13 protein-coding genes and 3 rRNA genes are annotated in these 19,159 nt (G+C 56.3%); 11 read left to right on the top strand and 5 right to left on the bottom strand.

The genetic code is table 11. From position 1 onward, the window contains the following. Positions 1–81: 81 nt before the first annotated feature. Positions 82–570, bottom strand: coding sequence for a pyridoxamine 5'-phosphate oxidase family protein (locus tag CAUR_RS03110; protein WP_012256497.1), 489 nt, complete (start codon positions 568–570; stop codon positions 82–84). A 555-nt stretch (positions 571–1,125) separates the two neighbouring features. Between CAUR_RS03110 and CAUR_RS03105 the strand changes: the two genes are divergently transcribed. Continuing rightward, positions 1,126–1,653, top strand: coding sequence for a hypothetical protein (locus CAUR_RS03105; protein ID WP_012256496.1), 528 nt, complete (start codon positions 1,126–1,128; stop codon positions 1,651–1,653). A gap of 1,347 nt (positions 1,654–3,000) precedes the next feature. Here CAUR_RS03105 and CAUR_RS03100 read toward each other — a convergent pair. From CAUR_RS03100 to CAUR_RS03090, 3 genes are all read right to left on the bottom strand, one after another. Continuing rightward, positions 3,001–3,732, bottom strand: a complete 732-nt coding sequence (locus tag CAUR_RS03100) for a winged helix-turn-helix domain-containing protein (RefSeq protein WP_012256495.1) — start codon at positions 3,730–3,732, stop codon at positions 3,001–3,003. 1,285 nt (positions 3,733–5,017) lie between these two features. Continuing rightward, a complete protein-coding gene (locus CAUR_RS03095; protein ID WP_012256494.1) occupies positions 5,018–5,794 on the bottom strand; it encodes a winged helix-turn-helix domain-containing protein in 777 nt (258 codons plus the stop codon). A gap of 310 nt (positions 5,795–6,104) precedes the next feature. After that, entirely contained in the window at positions 6,105–7,148 is a 1,044-nt protein-coding gene (locus CAUR_RS03090; protein ID WP_012256493.1) for a saccharopine dehydrogenase family protein, read from the bottom strand. A 143-nt stretch (positions 7,149–7,291) separates the two neighbouring features. Between CAUR_RS03090 and CAUR_RS03085 the strand changes: the two genes are divergently transcribed. From CAUR_RS03085 to CAUR_RS03055, 7 genes are all read left to right on the top strand, one after another. Next, on the top strand, positions 7,292–8,713 hold the full coding sequence (locus tag CAUR_RS03085; protein ID WP_012256492.1) for an amidase: 1,422 nt from the start codon (positions 7,292–7,294) through the stop codon (positions 8,711–8,713). A gap of 45 nt (positions 8,714–8,758) precedes the next feature. After that, on the top strand, positions 8,759–9,829 hold the full coding sequence (locus tag CAUR_RS03080) for a hypothetical protein (protein ID WP_012660479.1): 1,071 nt from the start codon (positions 8,759–8,761) through the stop codon (positions 9,827–9,829). Beyond that, positions 9,807–10,484, top strand: coding sequence for a class II aldolase/adducin family protein (locus CAUR_RS03075; protein WP_012256490.1), 678 nt, complete (start codon positions 9,807–9,809; stop codon positions 10,482–10,484). The genes CAUR_RS03080 and CAUR_RS03075 overlap by 23 nt, the downstream gene beginning before the upstream one ends. 17 nt (positions 10,485–10,501) lie before the next feature. Beyond that, positions 10,502–10,783 (top strand): DUF507 family protein, encoded by a 282-nt coding sequence (locus CAUR_RS03070; RefSeq protein WP_012256489.1) that lies wholly within the window; start codon positions 10,502–10,504, stop codon positions 10,781–10,783. Positions 10,784–10,866: 83 nt separating this feature from the next. Continuing rightward, the gene (locus CAUR_RS03065) at positions 10,867–11,520 is read left to right on the top strand and encodes a DUF6962 family protein (protein WP_012256488.1); all 654 of its coding nucleotides are present in this window, start codon (positions 10,867–10,869) and stop codon (positions 11,518–11,520) included. Beyond that, the gene (locus CAUR_RS03060; RefSeq protein ID WP_012256487.1) at positions 11,517–11,915 is read left to right on the top strand and encodes a FixH family protein; all 399 of its coding nucleotides are present in this window, start codon (positions 11,517–11,519) and stop codon (positions 11,913–11,915) included. Before CAUR_RS03065 ends, CAUR_RS03060 begins: the two co-directional genes overlap by 4 nt. Positions 11,916–11,928: 13 nt before the next feature. Next, positions 11,929–12,831 (top strand): TlpA family protein disulfide reductase, encoded by a 903-nt coding sequence (locus CAUR_RS03055; RefSeq protein ID WP_012256486.1) that lies wholly within the window; start codon positions 11,929–11,931, stop codon positions 12,829–12,831. On the opposite strand, the gene CAUR_RS03050 is transcribed toward CAUR_RS03055, so the two are convergent. Beyond that, positions 12,815–13,816: a CaiB/BaiF CoA transferase family protein gene (locus CAUR_RS03050; protein WP_012256485.1), complete on the bottom strand. Its 1,002-nt coding sequence runs from the start codon at positions 13,814–13,816 to the stop codon at positions 12,815–12,817. The two genes, CAUR_RS03055 and CAUR_RS03050, sit on opposite strands and share 17 nt — an antisense overlap. Positions 13,817–14,253: 437 nt before the next feature. Here CAUR_RS03050 and CAUR_RS03045 point away from each other — a divergent pair. The 3 genes from CAUR_RS03045 (at position 14,254) to rrf (ending at position 19,068) form a co-directional block, all read left to right on the top strand. After that, positions 14,254–15,739: ribosomal RNA gene (locus CAUR_RS03045) — 16S ribosomal RNA — on the top strand. Between the two features lie 180 nt (positions 15,740–15,919). Next, a 23S ribosomal RNA gene (locus tag CAUR_RS03040) occupies positions 15,920–18,859 on the top strand. Positions 18,860–18,953: 94 nt separating this feature from the next. Next, positions 18,954–19,068, top strand: a 5S ribosomal RNA gene (gene rrf, locus CAUR_RS03035). Together the 16S, 23S and 5S rRNA genes form the textbook arrangement of a ribosomal RNA operon. Positions 19,069–19,159 lie beyond the last annotated feature (91 nt).

Raw genomic sequence — 19,159 nt, 5'->3', positions numbered from 1 at the left:
ACAAACGCGGACACGGGTTATCGCCTCACGTATACACCATCAGTCGGGAACTGCGTAACTCCTGATCCTATCATTCCGGAGTCACAAGACAAACTTCGTCGGGTCTTCAGTGAATGCTGTCCAGGCAATGACCGTGTGGGGAGTAATTGCGAACAGGCCACCGTTATCCCACTGATGGGGATCAGGCGCATAGCCCATCGTAGCGTATTTCGTTGTATAGGCTTGCGCTACGAGGGTGGCTACTTCAGGGGCAGGTGTGTCGATGGCACGGGCAATCCCTTCGACAATCACAACATCCTCGCCGCTTTCCAGATGAATCACAACGTGAGGGTTTGTCGCAATGTTTCGCGCGTGGCGTGTTGCCGGGCTGCCGTCAAAGTAGAGCTTGCCATCCACCCAGACCGCCCACTTGGGCACAGCATGCGGACGGCCATCTGGCCGTACCGTGCATAACCAGTAATTGATGGCGTGAGTCAGGCGTTGTTCGACATGACTCCAGGGTAGCAATTCTCTAGCACGTTCGACGTATCCCGGCGGGAAGTGGGGGCGAGTAATGCGTGGTGAACTCATTGGCTTTTCCTCCCTAATACGTTGCAATGATTTCGCGTAGGGGCTGCTCGACTTCCCAGTTTTCTAGCACTTCTTCGATATTCAGAGCGAATATACGTATAGCCATTTTACCTCCGTATAATCCGATTACTTGGCGTTCTCCAGGGGAAAAACATAACTGATTTGTAGTGGATACAATGATGGCGTGTCTTTTGTGAACAGTTCGATGTAAAGCTTATGCAACAAGTACAAGGGGCATCGAGATGGGCTATCTGTTGTGATACGTACAGCCAGCAGAATGCAATTCTACACCTGTTTGCTGTAGTATACCTGTCGTATGTGGCATGCGCAAGAAATTATCTAGTGTTTGACAATTTGCATCCAATGGCTGTCTTCTGTAAGGGACAGAAGTGTCCCACGCAAAAGTCGGTGTGTCGGGTACAAGAGATTCATTCAACCTATCGTGCTAAAATTCAGCACAAAAGTTCTTGACAGCTCAATACGCCTCTGTTATAATTCCGAACAAGTGAGCGATTGAACTTTTGTTCTAAGCGTGTATTTCAGAGGAGGCCCGCCATGGCAGTGACCAGTCGTGAAATCCGCTCACCACGTCGAATGTCTTCGATTGCCGTGCCCAGGCCGGCACTCGGCAATTCTGCATACATCGTCACCGGTCTGCTGGCAGTTCTTGCCCTGTACGTATTGGTGAGCGCTCTTGTTGGGTGGGGGCAGACGCTACTCGATGATTGGAGATACGGACGACCACGTACATTCCATCTCACGGCAGAAGTGGGGCGGGCCGAGGAGACAGTCGGTCCTACCCGTCTGATCGCAATGAATCTTGACCGTCAGGTGCTTATTCTCGAGATTCCCGGTGGTGATGTGAACAAGACCCGAACAATCGTAGGTCCGTATCTGGTTGGTGCAAATGAGGATCTGACACCGATCACGATGCGTCTGGCTGATATGAATAGTGACGGTCTGTCAGATTTGATTGTTGGTATCAAGAATGAGGAGATTGTCTATCTCAACCGTGGTGATAGTTTTGGTCTGGTAACCGCTGAAGAGCGTCAGCAGATTTTGCGCCAGATGCCTGGCCGATAAATCTGGCTGGTATAAATGTATCGCAACCCAAGTTGCCACCTGCACTGTGAGCAGGCCACGAAAGACTACCTGCTATGATGAACAACACGACGCTGCGCACAACATTGTGCAGCGTGCCTGACCGGTATGCATCGTTTGGGTAGCAGCCAGTTCTGTAAACGCACTACGTCACGCACATCTGGTATGCCTATCCGCCGTGTCTCTGTGGTGGTATAAGGTGGCACCTTGGGTGACGATCTATCCGCGTTCATCCGCCTCACCCGCGTCCATCCGTGTTCCACACCTCCCCCGTAGCGCTCAACGACCAGCACCGCTGTAGTGACGTAAGGTGGCAACTTGGATTATCGTAAGATTACCGGTACTCGCACATGCTCAATGGCGAGTCGAGTCAACTCCATCCTTGTGCTATATTCATGGACGGATAGAAAATATGAGCTAACGCAGCTTTTGCCGCATGGGGAAGCCCTGAAGCAGGCCGCGGGTTCCCGAATCTCCCGAACCGTTCAGGAGCGGACAGAATATTTGATCGAACACGTCTTCTACCACATCAGGAAGCCATAGGTAAAGCCTCTAGTGTTCCTATCAGGAATCACCAGCGTTGCTCTCCACACGCTCCTTATCCCTTATTGCAGTAGAGGAGCGTGTGGAGAGGGCTTTCAGTTCGCCCTCAAACCCTATCTCACGTGTCCTTTTGCAAGTTCTGTCCGCTCCTAAACTCGCTGATAGGGGATGTCGCTACACTGGATGCACGCATCGCTCGAAACTATTTTCGATGTGCTACCTGCCACGCCGTATCCACGGTATTCCAATTCTCTCAAGCTGCCCGGACTGCCAATCCTGACGTGGATCCATTCTTTGGAGATACCCCATGCTGTGGAGGCTTGTGTGTGACAGGCACCCACCAGTTCTTCCTTTCGCAGCACGACAATCTTGCACAAGACCACAACAACAATATAATCACAATGGCTCCTGTTCAAAAAAAGTGGTGCAGCCAAACCAACTAAGAGCTACAACGGGGAGCTATACCACACCCACAGCTCGGACAAGTTAACGCTTGCAGATAGCAATAGCCCCTTAACTACAGTGCACTGCGCACATCTCAAAACGGTCAACCATCGGTGTTTACTGCGGTGTAAGGGCTGCGTAGTCCCCTATTGCACCGAGTTTGAACATGAGCCAACCACAATTTGTATAACGTACTGTCTACAGAAAAGCATTTGTCTGCCTGAGCAAATACCTTTCATGATAGCGAGCGCTCATTGCGTTGATGCGAGGTTACCATCATTCCGCACACCGACATCGTATTCCTCGATCACGAGCGTATCTCTACTGCCGGGTTCCCTCGTTTCATCGTCGTTGCTGCTCCGGCAAAAAAGCCACCGGCGAGCGTAATGCATAACCAAATCCACGAATCGAACAAATAACCGGTTTGTCTGGGTCAACCTCCAGCTTTTGGCGCAGATAGTGGATACGCGCTTTGATTAGCTCGCGGGCTTCCGAGCGCGAGAATGCATGCGGATACAGAACCGCAGCCAGTGCTTCAAATGACGCTTTCTGGTGCGGTGACTCGGCAAGACAACGTAAGAGGGCAATGTCACCTTTGCTCACTTTAATGACGGTGTCGGCAATAAAGACGCTCCCTTGATAGGGATCGACCAGCAATGGTACCGGTACCTCATAGGTCGCCTGCGCCTGTGGTTCGGCGAGGTGTTTCCGCTTTTGTGCTGCGTGCAGCGCTACTTGCTGTTGGATGTGGTCGATGATCGCCTGGACAGAACCCGATCCACCACGTTCCGACAGGTGTGATTGATAGCATGGAGAGGGGGAACTCCCGTTGTACCATATGGTGATCACATTCGGGCATTGTTGCACATACCTTGCTGCTATGCGCCAGTGGACCGACGATAACAGGTCTACATTGAAAATCAACAGATCAAAGGTGCGTGTTTCCAAACAATGAAGCGCAATTGCAGGGTCACTCACCGCCAAAATAGCCCAATACGACTGGCTCAGGCCACAAATCAGGGCATCACGGCGGTGCGAATCACGCTCAACCAGGAGAGCGGTTCCATGGAACATGATGACAACCTCGTGATGAATTCATTGTGTATGGGGCTAATCATACAATAATTCGACGAAACTTGCAATCAACCATAACTCCTACCAATATTTAGTACTACCTGTCGCTACGCAATTCATGTTTTTGATAGTATATACTCGTGCCTCACAATCATTAAATATATAAATTCCACGTCGATATTGATCGATATGGAATGGGAGTCAAATATTTTTGGCATAGATAGATTGGACTCATTATCAATATCTACTCAGTATTATGTACGCAGTGTGTATGGACTGTACCGCTTGTCCATGACCGGCAATAACCGTCTTGAGTGGGGGTAATCCAGGCAGTCCGGATTCTGAATGAATTTCCCTACGTAAAACGATACCGATGATAGCTATACCACAACTGGTATCAGCACGTAAATGTTCTCTTGCTATGGATGTGGCTTGTTGCGATTTGCGCCATATACCGCTGAGGTGCTGCCGACGGTGCGATATGCGTTATTCACCCGTTGCTCTTATGCTGTAGCAGCTCACGGAGGCCGACTACCAGGATGAACAACACGACGGTTGCGCTCAATGTCTTATGGCGTAACCGCAGGGATCAATGAGGGCAAGAGCGTTCTAAGCAAGCTGCCGGTCCGCTTGACGGACGTGCGAGAGGACGACGGCAAAGAGCTAGCCACGGTGGCACGGGACACCTGGCATTTTTCTGAGGACCGGGAGCACGCAGATGCCGGCCTCAGCACGTACATCTAGGTAATCGAAGGAAGCATCCTCCAGGCTGACGGTATCGCTGTAGCTGCCTGAGGTAACGACGAACTCGACCGGATAGCCGTTGTGGGTAAACATCAGGTGAATCGTGATCCTGGAGAAGGAGCACTACTTGCTGGCTGAATAGCTGCGATCCATATGTGTCCTCGGTGTCTCTTTGGTGAGAGGTGCACCACAGAGGCACCGAGAGCATAGCGGGTGAGAGAGAACCTATCAGGAGCAACCCGGAGTGCTTATAGACATCCTCTGAGTCTCTGTGGCGAGAGGTGCACCACAGAGGCAACGAGAGCACAGCGGGTCGTAGCGGTACGTAAGGAAGCAACCTGGAGTGTAATACCAGACGAGCAGTACAAGGACCGCTCATCAGTAGCAGGAAACGCAACCTGTCTCAGAGCAGCGTCTCGTGCGACGACGTGTGCATCGAGTGGCGCCGTGTCGTGTTACGTCGTAGCTCCTCCAGGAATATCCCGTGGCGCGTGCCTGAACTGGACATGCGTTGCTGGCAAAAGCCATGTGGCGATAGGAACTATGGTAGTGCTCCGTCACGTATCGCTTCTTCAGAGACCGGTATCTCAACCTCGTGTGATCCGGCTGGCTCCAGCGGCGCGATCACGAGCCGAAAGCCGACCCCACGAACCAGGTGCAGATACCGTGGGGCGGCAGGATCAGCTTCGAGCTTGCGTCGCAAGCGCTGTATCCGGCTGCCAATCAGCCGGCGCAGTTCATCGGTGTCGTAGACATGCAGTCGTGGATACAGCAACCGGGCGATCTCGAGAAAGGTGCAGATACGGCCATTCGCCTGGTACAGGTAGTCAAGGATGATCAGTTCGCTCTCGCTGAGCGTAATCACCCGATCATCGATCTGCACGCGCTTCTGGATGGGGTCGAGGCGAAAGACTGGCTGCTGCTGCGGTGCTGGCACCAGATCAAGGCGATAGGCCAGCTCGCGCACGACTGCGAGCATAGTGGTATCTGGGGTAATGTCCATCGGTGTAGTGGGCATCCACATCACGTGGGCCGATGATTGCGGTGGGCGCAGCGGTGCCGGCGAGTCATCGACCAGCATAATGACGGTTTGGTCTGCCGATACCGTGGCGAGGAAGCGCGATAGCGCTGCGGAAGTATGTTCCAGATCGGAGAGATGTAGAATGCACAATGGCACCACACAATGCTGGACAATGTGGGTGGCCATGTCGAGATTGGTTACATTGAGCACGGCCCAGTACCATTGATGCAAAGTATGTATCAGGTTCATCCGGCGTGTGTGATCCGGTTCCAGGAGAAGTGCAACCCCGCGATGCATGATGGATATACCTTAATACCTTACGTTGTTACAGCATCGATTTGTTAGGCAGATTATAAAAGAGATGATAGGTTTATGCAACTAAAGATATTGATATATAACTATGTATACTTACCCTGAATTCAGATTAAAAACTCACTGGCTACGATACAGAACACGTCGCCGGGCATCGCCGTCAAGTGAAGACGTATCGTGTCAGTCTGATCTCATTGGCTACTGTTTCCGCCCATCATAGCCGGTGCTCCGTCTTTCTGGCTGCGCAATGTGCTCTTCAGGCGGAGCACGAGTCCGATCAAGATAATGCCTTCAATCAACCTGTTATCTGCACTCCGGGCACCTCACAGATCAGATCTGGCCCATACAACCCTGCCGGTGTATGAAAACCTGCCTCGTAAGTACCTGCCAGAACACGGCGCACAATGAGCAACGCTGTTGCCACCGTAAGCGAATATCCTTCAGGCCCGATAAGCCGACCGGTAACTCGCTGTCCGGTTCTGTCGGTGACTTCACCGACGATGATACTCTTTCCTTTTGCCCGTGTTGTGGTATCCGGGCCATCAAGCGTATGGCGTAGCCAGTTCTGGAGACTGGTGCGGATTGGTTTGAGGTGGATCAGGGGAAGTATGGCGCGTACCAGGCCGAGCCACGGCAGGTTTCGGCGCGAAATGGCGACAAAAACCTTGATGTTGGGAATACCAGTCGTGTAGTAGGCCGTAGCAACATCGCCCCACGGAATACTCACACACGGTTGTGGTCCACGCCCGAAATCAAAGGTTCGCACCTCATGGAGTGGTGGTGTGCTGACAAGCCGCCCGTCTCGCCGTTCGCATCCGCGATGGGCCATGGTCAGCATTGTGATGGCTGTGCCGCGTGAGATGCTGCCGAGCGCCTGAAATGCCAGCACCAGATTGTTCGCACCCGGTAGGCGACGTGCCAGATGCGCCGCCAGACAATCGGAGGGTACGACATCAAAGCCGACCCCTGGCATAAGCATGACTCCGGCCTGGCGGGCAGTCTGATCCTGACGTGCCAGTGCTTCAAAAACACTTATCTCACCCGTGATGTCAAGATAGTGGACACCACTGTTCAGACATGCCTGCACCATTGGCGCACTGGTCTCCTGGAATGGGCCGGCGCAGTGGAGAACGAGCTGCATGCCTTCAAGCGCACGACGCAGGGCTGCTTCATCATCCAATCGGCAGATGGTAAAGGGTAGATGCAGTTCATTTGCCAGCGCCGTTATCTGTGTTGCATTGCGCCCGGCGAGCCGTGGTCGCAAACCTGCCTGCACTGCTGCACGCGCGATCAGTCGTCCGGTATAGCCGTTGGCGCCGTAGATCATCCATTCAGCCATGGTTGTTGCTCCGTATTGACGTTGCGGTACCACCTTCCTATTATCACCCATCCCGGCGGGTGCAGCGTTGCCGGCACGTGTTGTACGTCAGTCTGCTACAATTGCTGCGCAGCAACGCTTTTGATCAGGGAAGAGGTACACCTATGACTGATACCGGGCTATGTCTCCAGCCGGCTACCACTATTGCGCACCTGATTCGACAACGCGCTGTTTCGGCGACTGAAGTGCTGGTTGCCCATCTCGAACGCATCGCCACGCTGAATCCGCTGGTCAACGCTATCGTGACCCTCGACATTGATGGTGCCCAGGCTCGTGCGCGAGCGGTTGATGAAGCTCTTGCCCGGGGTGATGATCCTGGTCCGTTAGCCGGTTTGCCGGTCGCTCACAAGGACCTGGCCGAGACGAAGGGGATGCGAACAACCTATGGTTCTCCGATTTTTGCTGATTTCGTTCCCGATTTTGATGCGCTGATCGTTGCCCGGCTCAAAGCAGCCGGCGCGGTCACGGTTGGGAAGACGAATACCCCGGAATTTGGTGCCGGTTCGCAAACCTTCAACCCTGTCTTTGGCCCTACCCGCAATCCCTACGATCTGAGTAAGACGTGTGGGGGGAGTAGTGGTGGGGCTGCCGTTGCCCTGGCTTGTGGGATGATTGCGATTGCCGACGGCAGCGATCTGGGCGGATCGTTACGCAACCCGGCCGGCTACTGCAATGTCGTGGGCTTTCGTCCTTCGCCGGGAAGAGTGCCGGTCTGGCCTGACCCGACCCCTTTTCTACCGTTTGCTATCGATGGCCCGATGGCACGCACGGTTGCCGATATTGCCCTGATCTTGCAGGCTATCGCCGGCCCCGACTTGCGAGCGCCGCTCTCGATCAGTGAACCGCCCTCGCTCTTTGCCCAACCACTAGAGCGTGATTTGCGCGGTGTACGTATTGCCTGGAGTCCTGATTTGGGTGGATTACCGGTTGATCTGCGGGTGGCTGAGGTTATCGCTGCCCAACGCGATGTCTTCACCCAGATCGGCTGTATTGTTGAAGAGGCAACACCCGATCTCAGTGATGCTGACGAGGTCTTTCAAGTCATGCGCGCTTTCCGCTACGAACTGACCCTTGGCGAGTTACTGGATCGCGAACGTCACCGCATCAAAGACACTGTGGTCTGGAATATTGAAGCCGGACGCGCCTTAAGCGGGCCGCAAGTTGGGCGAGCTATGCGTCTCCACGCTGCTCTCCTGGCCCGTGTGTATGAATTCATGCAAACCTATGAATTCATCATTGCCCCGGTGAGCCAGGTGCCACCGTTTCCGGTTGAACAACCGTACATTACCGAGATTAACGGGATACCAATGCAGAACTATATTGAATGGATGCGTTCGTGTTACTACATCTCTGTCTGCAACCTGCCGGCCATTTCGGTACCGGCTGGCTTTACCCGCGATGGACTACCGGTTGGGATCCAAATCATCGGCCGTCCACGTGCCGATCTAAGCGTGCTCCAACTGGCGTATGCCTTTGAACAGGCGACGCAACACTGGCAACGCCATCCCCAACTGGCAACAGGGTGAAATTGAGAGTGCTATAATGCAGATGTGCAAACGACATCAGCGCCAGTGAGAATACCACCTGTCTTGGGGCGGCCACAGATCATCTTCTTCTGTGAATTGGAAGGGCCGCCCCTGCTTGAGTTACTTGCTACGCCAGGACTACTCTCATTCCTGGCGGCGGGCGAGTATGGTGTTGCCGTTGCGCTCCACAACCTGTCACACGAGACAGCGCAGGCGATTACGACGCTCAATCAGCATCGGATTCCGGTTATTGCGTGGCTGCTCTTGCCGGCAGAAGAGGGTTTCTGGTTCAACCTGCAAAATTATCCACAGGCCATCGAGCGTTACCGGTCGGTACGGCAGTGGGCACAGGCACACCAGTTGCAGTTCCAGGCCATTGGTCTTGACATTGAACCGCCGTTGGGTGAAGTGATTGCCAGTCGCCGCCGTGGTATTCGTGATATTGCCCGCCGTATCTGGCTGGCGCACGAGAATGTGCTCTACGAGAGTGCGCGTGCTGCCTATATCGATCTGATCGCTGAGATTCATCACGACGGCTACGAGGTTCATACCTACCAGTTGCCACTCATCGTAGATGATCGCCGTGCAGCAACAACGACGATTCAGCGTGCCCTTGATATCGTCGATCTTCCGGCTGATGTTGAGGTGCTGCTTTGCTTTAGCAGCGTTCCCATCAACCAGTTGGGTAACGATCTTGGTGGTGCTCTGATCGATAGTTATGGTCCTTCTGCCGATGCAATTGGGGTCGGATGTATTGTGGGCAGTGCCGTGCGGGCCAGTAGTGCCGAAGATCTGCCACCGTTGACGTGGGATGCCCTGGAACGAGATTTACAACTGGCGGCGCACTATACCGATACAGTCTACCTCTTTTCGCTGGAAGGATGTGTTGAACGAGGGTTATTACCGCGTCTGCAACAGATTGACTGGACAGCAACGCCACGACCTGATGTTAGCCGGCGTTTGCTTGTCAAAAGCCTGCGCGTGCTGCTCCTGGTGGTGATGCTCGCAATGCGCTTTAGCCGTCCACTGCTCGCCTGGTCGGGCTGGATTGTGGCGGCGTTCTTGCTCATTCGCTTACGTCAACAGAAACGCTATGACAACCGATCTTCCTCTTGATGTTGAAACGGCATTACGTGCCGAAATGGTTCTTTGTGGTCGTTTACTCTACGAACGTGGGCTGGTGGTTGCCGGCGACGGTAATCTCTCGGCACGCCTGCCAGATGACACCATCCTGATTACCCCTGCCGGCCTGGCTAAGGGGATGTTGACGGTTGACGATCTACTCGTCATTGACCTCGATGGTCGATTGGTGCGTGGTGCACCGGGCCGCCAACCGTCATCAGAGCGCTATCTCCATCTCTTTGTCTATCGTCATCGGCCCGACATCATGGCGTGTATTCACGCCCATCCGCCTACAGCGGTCGGAGCAACCCTGGCAGGTGTCAGTCTGGCCGAGCCATTATTGCCGGAAGCGCTGATTGCCCTTGGCCCGATCCCAACTGCCCCATACGCACTGACCGGTACGACCGAGATGGGGGCAGCTATTGAGCCATTTGTTGCCGATCATGAAGCGATCTTGCTTGCCTATCACGGTGCCGTAACATACGGCACAACATTACTGCAAGCCTTTCACCGTATGGAGCAGATTGAACACTGCGCACGCACGTTGCTGGCAGCTCATCTGTTTGGGGGAGCACGTCCTTTGCCGCCAGAACGACTCGCCGAATTGCAGGAAGTGCGACGTGCCTTTCGCGCTGCTGGTCGGATTTAAGTGACGAGGAGGATGGTATGAAGCTCTCACCAGCAAAAGTTGAGCAATTAGCTGCAATGCTGGTTGATGTTTTGGCCGAGACAGATGGGGTTTTGTTTCAGGCCAGTGACCCCGAATTGCGGGCAGCGATCCGCGAGATCATGACCGATGAGCTGGAGGTCGAAGATCGCCTGAATGCCGAGGTTCATCAGTTACTGCAAGCGTATAAATACGAGATTACGCAAGGCCGCCTTGATTACGATACCCTCTTTCGGCGTATACGACAGCGGCTGATCACTGAGCGCAAAATTGTGCTCTGATGCTGTGATTCGGCTGTCGTCTGTTTGTTGGGGAAGCCATACATTGCTCTCGTTTGGGCTGCCCTAACAGAAAGATTCGGTATATGTTGCAAATAGAGTCAGATCAGCGTGAACAAACAACTGCGGCAACCGATCTGATGCTGGCTATCGCAGCGCTGGCAGCAATTTGGCGGTTACGCGCAGGTACCGGCTGGCGTGCTCGTGTCTGGCAGGCAGCCTTTGCTCTGCTGGCGGTCAGTAGCCTGCTAGGCGCAATCATTCACGGTTTGCGCCTCTCGGCACATACCCGTGAACGGCTCTGGCAACCGCTGAACGTTCTGCTTGGCTTGACGGTGGCCCTCTTCACCACCGGCGCCGTAAGTGATCGCTGGGGAGAAATGGTCGGACGCCGAACCTTGCCCGTCCTTGCCAGTGCGGCTCCTGCGTTCGCCTGGTTCAGTCGGCGCCTCCAGCGGGGGTTTCTTGCTTTCATTCTGTATGAATTGGTGGCAATGCTCGCAGCATTGAGCATCTACATCGATCTTGCCTATCGTCGGCGATTTCCAGGTGCCGGATTGATCACGTCCGGTATCCTGATCACCATCCTCGCTGCTGCCATTCAAACCAGTTCACTCGAAGTACGGTCAGGTAAGGTTATCATTGATCACAACGGTCTATTTCATCTCGTGCAACTGGTGGCATTACCATTGCTTGTTGAAGGAGTACGTGCCGGGTTAAAACCGGATCGTGATGTATGAGCTATTGGATACGAGCATTTTGTTTCCTGGTAGCCGTGCTGGTCGTTGTTGCGTGTAGCAGTGGAGCAGCACCGGTACGGGAAACCCAAACTGTCGATGGCCTGACGATTACCCTGGAAACGCCTGATCGTCCACGTATCAACACTGCGGTCGATTTTGTTGTATTGCTGCATGATCAGCAAGGAAATGCGATCAACGACGCTTACGTCTATCTCGACCTCGACATGCCGGCGATGCCGATGGGGGTCACGCGACCGGTAGCCACTCCGGATGGGCCGGGGCGCTACTGGGCACGTACTGCATATACAATGGAAGGGTTATGGGAAATTACCGTCGTGGTTGAATGGGCGGCGAACACCTATCGGGCCACCTTTCAGCGCGACGTTCTGCAATAAGATGGAGTTCATCATGACGCGCCAGCATCTTTCTGTGTTCTTGACTGCCACGTTGTTGATGCTCGTTGTGGCGGGGTGTGGTCAACCTGCGGCAGCACCAACCCCTGCGGCATTGCCAATTGCACCGGTGATCGCAGCATCCGAGCTGGTCGTTGGTGTTAATCGCCTTCCGTTTGGTTTACTGCAGGGTGGTGTACCGCTGAACGATCCTGACCTGACCCTCGATGTGACCCTATATTACGTTGGCCCCGGTGGTGATCGCACAAAGCCGGTAGCGACAACCCAGGCAGTGTATCGTGGTCAGGGACTCCCGGTCGGTCTCTACGTTGCCTACGCCACCTTCGACCGGGCGGGTGGTTGGGAAGCCGAAATCACCATTCCGCAAACCGATGGGCCACAGTCTTCGCGTATTCGTCTTGACGTCAGTGAACGTGCGTTCGCCCCGATGGTAGGCGACCGAGCGATCCCCGTGCAGAATCTGACGGCTGCTGATGTGCCTGCACTTGATCAGCTTACTTCTGATCCGCGTCCTGACCCGGACTTCTACCAGATGACGATTGCCGAGGCGATGAAGGCTGGCAAGCCGTTCGTCGTCTCTTTTGCGACACCGGGTTACTGCCAGACAGCGGTATGTGCACCAAATATGGCAGTCCTGAAGCAACTCAAGAGCGAATTCGGTGATCGGGTCAATTTCATTCATGTGGAAGTCTATCCGTACCCATTTGGCGAGTCATTTCAGCAGGCCAGAATGGTCGATGCAATGAAAGAATGGAACCTGCGCACCGAGCCATGGACATTCCTGGTTGATCGCGATGGCATTATCCAGGCCCGGTATGAGGGCGGTATCACGTTTGCCGAACTACGACCGGCGATTGCCCAACTTGCAGAGGGGCAACCGGTCAATCCTGCACCGTAAATAGCGAGCCGAATCCCGCATCGGGCATGATCGAACGTTCGCGCGCTGCGTCCAGAGGAGTCAAAACGGGCGATACACACGTGTCTAATGAATCAAAGATAGCCTGCCATTCGTGCAGCGGTCGTTGGCGAAAAATGTCAGACAGAGCGCTGATCACCATTGGTTGTGCTGATCGATCATATTGGAGTGGGATTAAATCTGGTCGTTCGATAACCGTACAGACACGTTGCCAGAAATGCGCTTCCAGGGCTGCTACGGCCAGATACCGGTGGTCGGCAGTCTGGTAGAGGCGATAACAGGCGAATTGACCGTTGAGCGTATCATCAGTCAAGAGACCGGCCAGGGCCAGGGCAAGGGCAGGCATATTCAGCCACTGCGCAGCACTCAGCAGTGATGTTTCGATCCGCCCGCCGCGATTAGACGTGTGGCGAGCTAACAATCCTGCGAGCACCCCGGCTGCGGCGGCCAGACCACTCACCATATCAGCCGCATGCACTCCTGGTGTGCGCGGATCATCTGCACTTGCAGCGAGAACACCGGCAAGAGACTGGGCATTCAGGTCATGCAACGCCATATGGCGATGAGGGTGTTCAGGTGGTAAACCACTGATCGCCACAATCAGCAATCGGGGATTGGTTTCCAGCAACGTTTCATCTGTCAGACCAAGTCGACCAAGCGCACCGGGACGGAGACCATCGATCAACACATCAGCAGATCGGATCAGATCATACAGCTTCGTCTGGTCGGCGGGTTGACGCAAATTTAGCGTGTAGCATTGCTTTGTGCGGTTCAGGATCGCAAATAGCGGATGCTCACCACTATGATCAGAGGGTGGGAAAGCACGCATTGGGTCGCCACCTGGACGCTCAATCTTCACCACCGTTGCGCCGAGACTGGCCAGCAGCGCACCACACAGGGGGCCTGGAATATAGCTGGCAATTTCAACCACTGACACGCCGTCTAGGATATGCGAGAGTTTCAGCATAGCACCTCATCAATCATGCTTACCCGGATCATCTTCATCGTATCACAACCGTGAATGGTCAAAAAAGTTGTAAAAAATCCATTCAACCGATCAAACGAAGAGGGGCGTTTTATCTCTTTCTGAAGGGATGAAAGTTGATTTTTGAAGACCTCTTGACAACCTACGACCGACGTGCTATACTACGCGAGCTGGAACGAACGAGGTCTCACTCGCAGACAGCGAGGTAGACCAAACAAGTGGAGAGCGAAACCGAGCGAAACGCGCTGAAGACAATTCAGAGACGTCGCCAGGAAACTTCAGTAACGCTGAACTTTCCTGGTTTTGTTTTCTCCGACGTTCCGCGCAAGCACCTTCACAACTGAATGACGAGAATAGCCGAATTAAGCACCACGTCAATTCGGTGAAGGGAAGCAGCGAAATGCTGTAACTCAACACCAACAATGTAGAGTTTGATCCTGGCTCAGGACGAACGCTGGCGGCGTGCCTAATGCATGCAAGTCGAACGCAGCAGGCGTGCCTGGCTGCGTGGCGAACGGCTGAGGAACACGTGGGTGACCTGCCCCGGAGTGGGGGATACCCCGTCGAAAGACGGGACAATCCCGCATACGCTCGACGGAGGAAAGCCGCAAGGCGCTCTGGGAGGGGCCTGCGGCCCATCAGGTAGTTGGTGTGGTAACGGCGCACCAAGCCAATGACGGGTACCCGGTCTGAGAGGACGACCGGGCAGACTGGGACTGAGACACGGCCCAGACTCCTACGGGAGGCAGCAGCAAGGAATTTTCCCCAATGGGCGCAAGCCTGAGGGAGCAACGCCGCGTGGAGGACGACGGCCTTCGGGTTGTAAACTCCTTTCGGGTGGGACGATGCTGACGGTACCACCAGAAGCAGCCCCGGCTAACTCTGTGCCAGCAGCCGCGGTAAGACAGAGGGGGCAAGCGTTGTCCGGAGTTACTGGGCGTAAAGGGCGCGCAGGCGGTGGGCTGCGTCGGCGCTGAAAGCGCCCCGCTTAACGGGGCGAGGCGCGCCGATACGAGTCCACTCGAGGCAAGCAGAGGGTGGCGGAATTCCGGGTGGAGCGGTGAAATGCGTAGAGATCCGGAGGAACGCCGGTGGGGAAGCCGGCCACCTGGGCTTGACCTGACGCTGCGGCGCGACAGCGTGGGGAGCAAACCGGATTAGATACCCGGGTAGTCCACGCCGTAAACGATGCCGGCTCGGCGTCTGGCGCACGTTGGTGTGCTGGGTGCCTTAGCTCACGCGGTAAGCCGGCCGCCTGGGGACTACGAGCGCAAGCTTAAAACTCAAAGGAATTGACGGGGGCCCGCACAAGCAGCGGAGCGTGTGGTTTAATTCGACGCAACACGAAGAACCTTACCCGGACTTGACATGGTGCTGCATCCCCTGGAAACAGGGGCGCCTTTGAGGGTGCACCACAGGTGCTGCATGGCTGTCGTCAGCTCGTGTCGTGAGATGTTGGGTTCAGTCCCGCAACGAGCGCAACCCGTGTCGGTAGTTACAGGTGTCTACCGAGACTGCCGCCGTGACCGGCGGAGGAAGGCGCGGATGACGTCAAGTCAGCATGGCCCTTACGTCCGGGGCGACACACACGCTACAATGGCCACGACAATGCGTTGCCAAGCCGCAAGGTGGAGCTAATCGCCTAAACGTGGTCTCAGTGCAGATCGGGGGCTGCAACTCGCCCCCGTGAAGGCGGAGTTGCTAGTAACCGCGTATCAGCCATGGCGCGGTGAATACGTTCCCGGGCCTTGTACACACCGCCCGTCACGTCATGGGAGTGGCCAATGCTTGAAGTCCGTGTGCTAACCCCAGTCGGGGAGGCAGCGGCCGAGGGCAGGGGCCGCGACTGGGACGAAGTCGTAACAAGGTAGCCGTACCGGAAGGTGCGGCTGGATCACCTCCTTTCTAGGGAGTTATCCCTATACTAATTGCTGTGGTGTTCGGCTACTCGTCATTCAGTGTGGGTGCGATTGTCGTACCTTGACAACTCACGCGATTGTTGAGAGAGAACCTGCATCATCACCATCCCTGGTGCGCGTTGTCCACCCGTGCACCAGGTGCCGTTCGGCCCATTGGCCGTGACGGACGGAAGACATGATGAGCACACGATGGATGCCATGGCGCTGCGTGCCGAGGAAGGACGGGGCACGGCACCGATATGCTCCGGGGAGCCGCGTGCAGGCTGTGATCCGGAGGTCTCCGAATGGGGCAACCCGCTGCCGTCTGGCAGCGCTCCGCATGCGCGGAGCGGGAACCCGGCCAACTGAAACATCTCAGTAGCCGGAGGAAGAGTGAACGACACCCGTAGTAGCGGCGAGCGAACCGGGTGACGCCTAAACCGTGCGCGTGCCAAGGGAGCAGCCGTTGCGCGCACGGGGTTGGAGGACGACCCACGCCCATCCTGCTCGATGGGCCTCACGCGACCGCGCTAAGCAGAAGCAGTGTGGAACCCTGCACCAGAGAGCGTGAGAGTCGCGTATGCGTGCGCCTCAGTGTGAGGGGTCGTTCCTGAGTAGGTCCGGGCACGAAGAACCCGGGCTGAAGCCGGGCAGACCACTGTCCAAGGCAAGCTACACGCAGTGACCGATAGCGCACAGTACCGTGAGGGAACGGTGAAAAGTACCCCGGTGAGGGGAGTGAAAGAGACCCTGAAATCGTGTGCTTCCACGCCGTGGGAGCCGGGCAACCGGTGACCGCGTGCCTTTTGGAGTATGATCCGGCGAGTAATCCTCGGTGGCGTGGTTAAGGCAGTGCCAGCCGGAGCCGGAGTGAACGCGAGCCTGAACAGGGCGAGCGTCGCCGGGGATTGACCCGAAACCGTGTGAGCTACCCATGGCCAGGCTGAAGCGTCCCTAACAGGACGTGGAGGGCCGCACCGGTGTCTGTTGCAAAAGGCTCGGATGAGCTGTGGGTAGGGGTGAAATGCCAATCGAACACGGAGATAGCTGGTTCTCCCCGAAATGTATTGAGGTACAGCCGCGGCAATGGCACACCCGGAGGTAGAGCACTGTTGTTGTGCGGGGGCTTCACCGCTTACCAAGCGACGGCAAACTGCGAATGCCGGGTGTGTGCACCGCGAGTGAGACGGCGGGTGCGAATATCCGTCGTCGAGAGGGAAACAACCCAGACCGCCGGCTAAGGTCCCCCAGTGGTCGCTAAGTGGGAAAGGTTGTGGCGCCGCTTAGACAACCAGGAGGTTGGCTTAGAAGCAGCCATCCTTGAAAGAGTGCGTAACAGCTCACTGGTCAAGCAGCGCTGCGCCGAGGCTGTAACGGGGCAAAGCGACCCACCGAAGCCGCGGGTTGACCGGAAGGTCAACGGTAGGGGAGCGTCGTGACCGCAGGGAAGGGACGGCGGAAGCCGCACTGGAGCGGGCACGAGTGCGAATGCCGGAATGAGTAACGGAGAAGCGATGTGGCAATCATCGCCACCGAAAGTCAAAGGGTTCTGCCGCACGGATGCACCGCGGCAGGGTAGTCGGGCCTAAGGGGACGGCCACGGCCAGACCCGATGGACAACAGGTGAATAGTCCTGTACCGTGGAGTGGTCGCTTGACCAATGCCGGATGCTGAGGGGTAGTCGCCGCGGCGAGACGAGCGCCGTCCAAGCCGGTAGGGAGCAGGGCGAAGGAAATCCGTCCTGCGCTGACCGAGAGGTGAGTGAAAGGGGGTTGGGGAACCAACCGCCAATGGCGAGGCGCCTGTGCAGCCACGAAAGGCCGGCTCGGGAGACCACCCACGCCCGTACCGCAAACCGACACAGGTAGACAGGTCGAGGAGACCAAGGTGGACGAGTGACCCCCGGTTAAGGAACTCGGCAAATTGACCCCGTACCTTCGGAAGAAGGGGTGCTGCGTGTAGGGTGAAGCCCCTGGCGGGTGGAGCCCGAGGCAGCCGCAGGGTCCAGGCCCGGGCGACTGGATACCAGAACCACAGCTCCCTGCTGAAGCCGGAAGGCGACGTATAGGGGGTGATGCCTGCCCAGTGCCGGAAGGTTAAGGGGAGGGGTGAACGCTCCGAACCGAAGCCCCGGTAAACGGCGGCTGTAACTATAACAGTCCTAAGGTAGCGAAATTCCTTGTCGGGTAAGTTCCGACCCGCACGAAAGGCATCACGATCTGGGCACTGTCTCGACCGGGGGCTCGGTGAAATTGCAGTGGCCGTGAAGATGCGGCCAACTCAGAGCGGGACAAAAAGACCCCGTGGAGCTTTACTACAGCTTGCCATCGGGCCGTGCAGGCGGATGCGTAGGATAGGTGGGAGGCGGAGAAGGCGGACTTGCGGGTCTGCTGGAGCCGACGGTGAAATACCACTCTTCGGTCTGCGCTGCCCTCACCGGCGGAAGGCTGGGACGGTGGCTGGCGGGTAGTTTGACTGGGGCGGTCGCCTCCTAAAGGGTAACGGAGGCGCGCAATGGCGCCCTCAGGCGGGATGGTCATCCGCCGTGGAGTGCAACGGCAGAAGGGCGCTTGACTGCGAGGCAGACAGGCCGAGCAGGGATGAAAGTCGGCCGTAGTGATCCCACAGTACCGGGTGGAAGGGCTGTGGCTTAACGGATAAAAGCTACCCCGGGGATAACAGGCTCAGACCGCCCAAGAGTTCATATCGACGGCGGAGCGTGGCACCTCGATGTCGGCTCGTCGCATCCTGGGGCTGGAGTAGGTCCCAAGGGTTGGGCTGTTCGCCCATGAAAGCGGCACGCGAGCTGGGTTCAGAACGTCGTGAGACAGTTCGGTCTCTATCCGCTCTGAGCGCGTAGAGCAGTGCGCGGGGCTGGCCCTAGTACGAGAGGACCGGGCTGGACGGACCGCTGGTGGAGGAGTTGTGGGGCGGCCTGCAAGCTCCGTAGCTATGTCCGGGAGTGAGAACCGCTGAAAGCATCTAAGTGGGAAACACGCCGCAAGACGACTGCTCTCACAGCGCAAGGCTGGTAAGCCCCCCGCGAGATGAGCGGGGTAAGCGGCCGGAGCTGGAGGCGGGGTGACCCGTAGAGGCGACCGGTGCGCAGGGGCGAGGGCTTCCGTCCGTCGCGGCGAGGGGGCCGGGACGGGAGCGTGGTGATGGTGCAGGCAGCAAGAAGGACAATCGCGTGAGGGGTGAAGGGACGACCTTCAACCACTGGGTGTGTGAGGAGCGCGGTGGACCCACCCCGATCCATCCCGAACCGGGTCGTGAAACATCGCAGCGCCGATCCTACTGGCGGCTCTCCGCTGGGAACCTAGGTCCACGCACCCAACCGATGATGACCCCCGGCAACCAGATACGGTTGCCGGGGGTTGTTTGTTTGGTGCACGCGCTGTTTTTTGTCAACTCTTGCTCAACGGTG

Origin of the sequence: Chloroflexus aurantiacus J-10-fl (assembly GCF_000018865.1) — a bacterium.
Classification (GTDB): Bacteria; Chloroflexota; Chloroflexia; order Chloroflexales; family Chloroflexaceae; genus Chloroflexus; species Chloroflexus aurantiacus.
The sequence above is the reverse complement of the archived record's forward strand: the minus strand, read 5'-3'. Positions and strand labels throughout refer to the sequence as shown.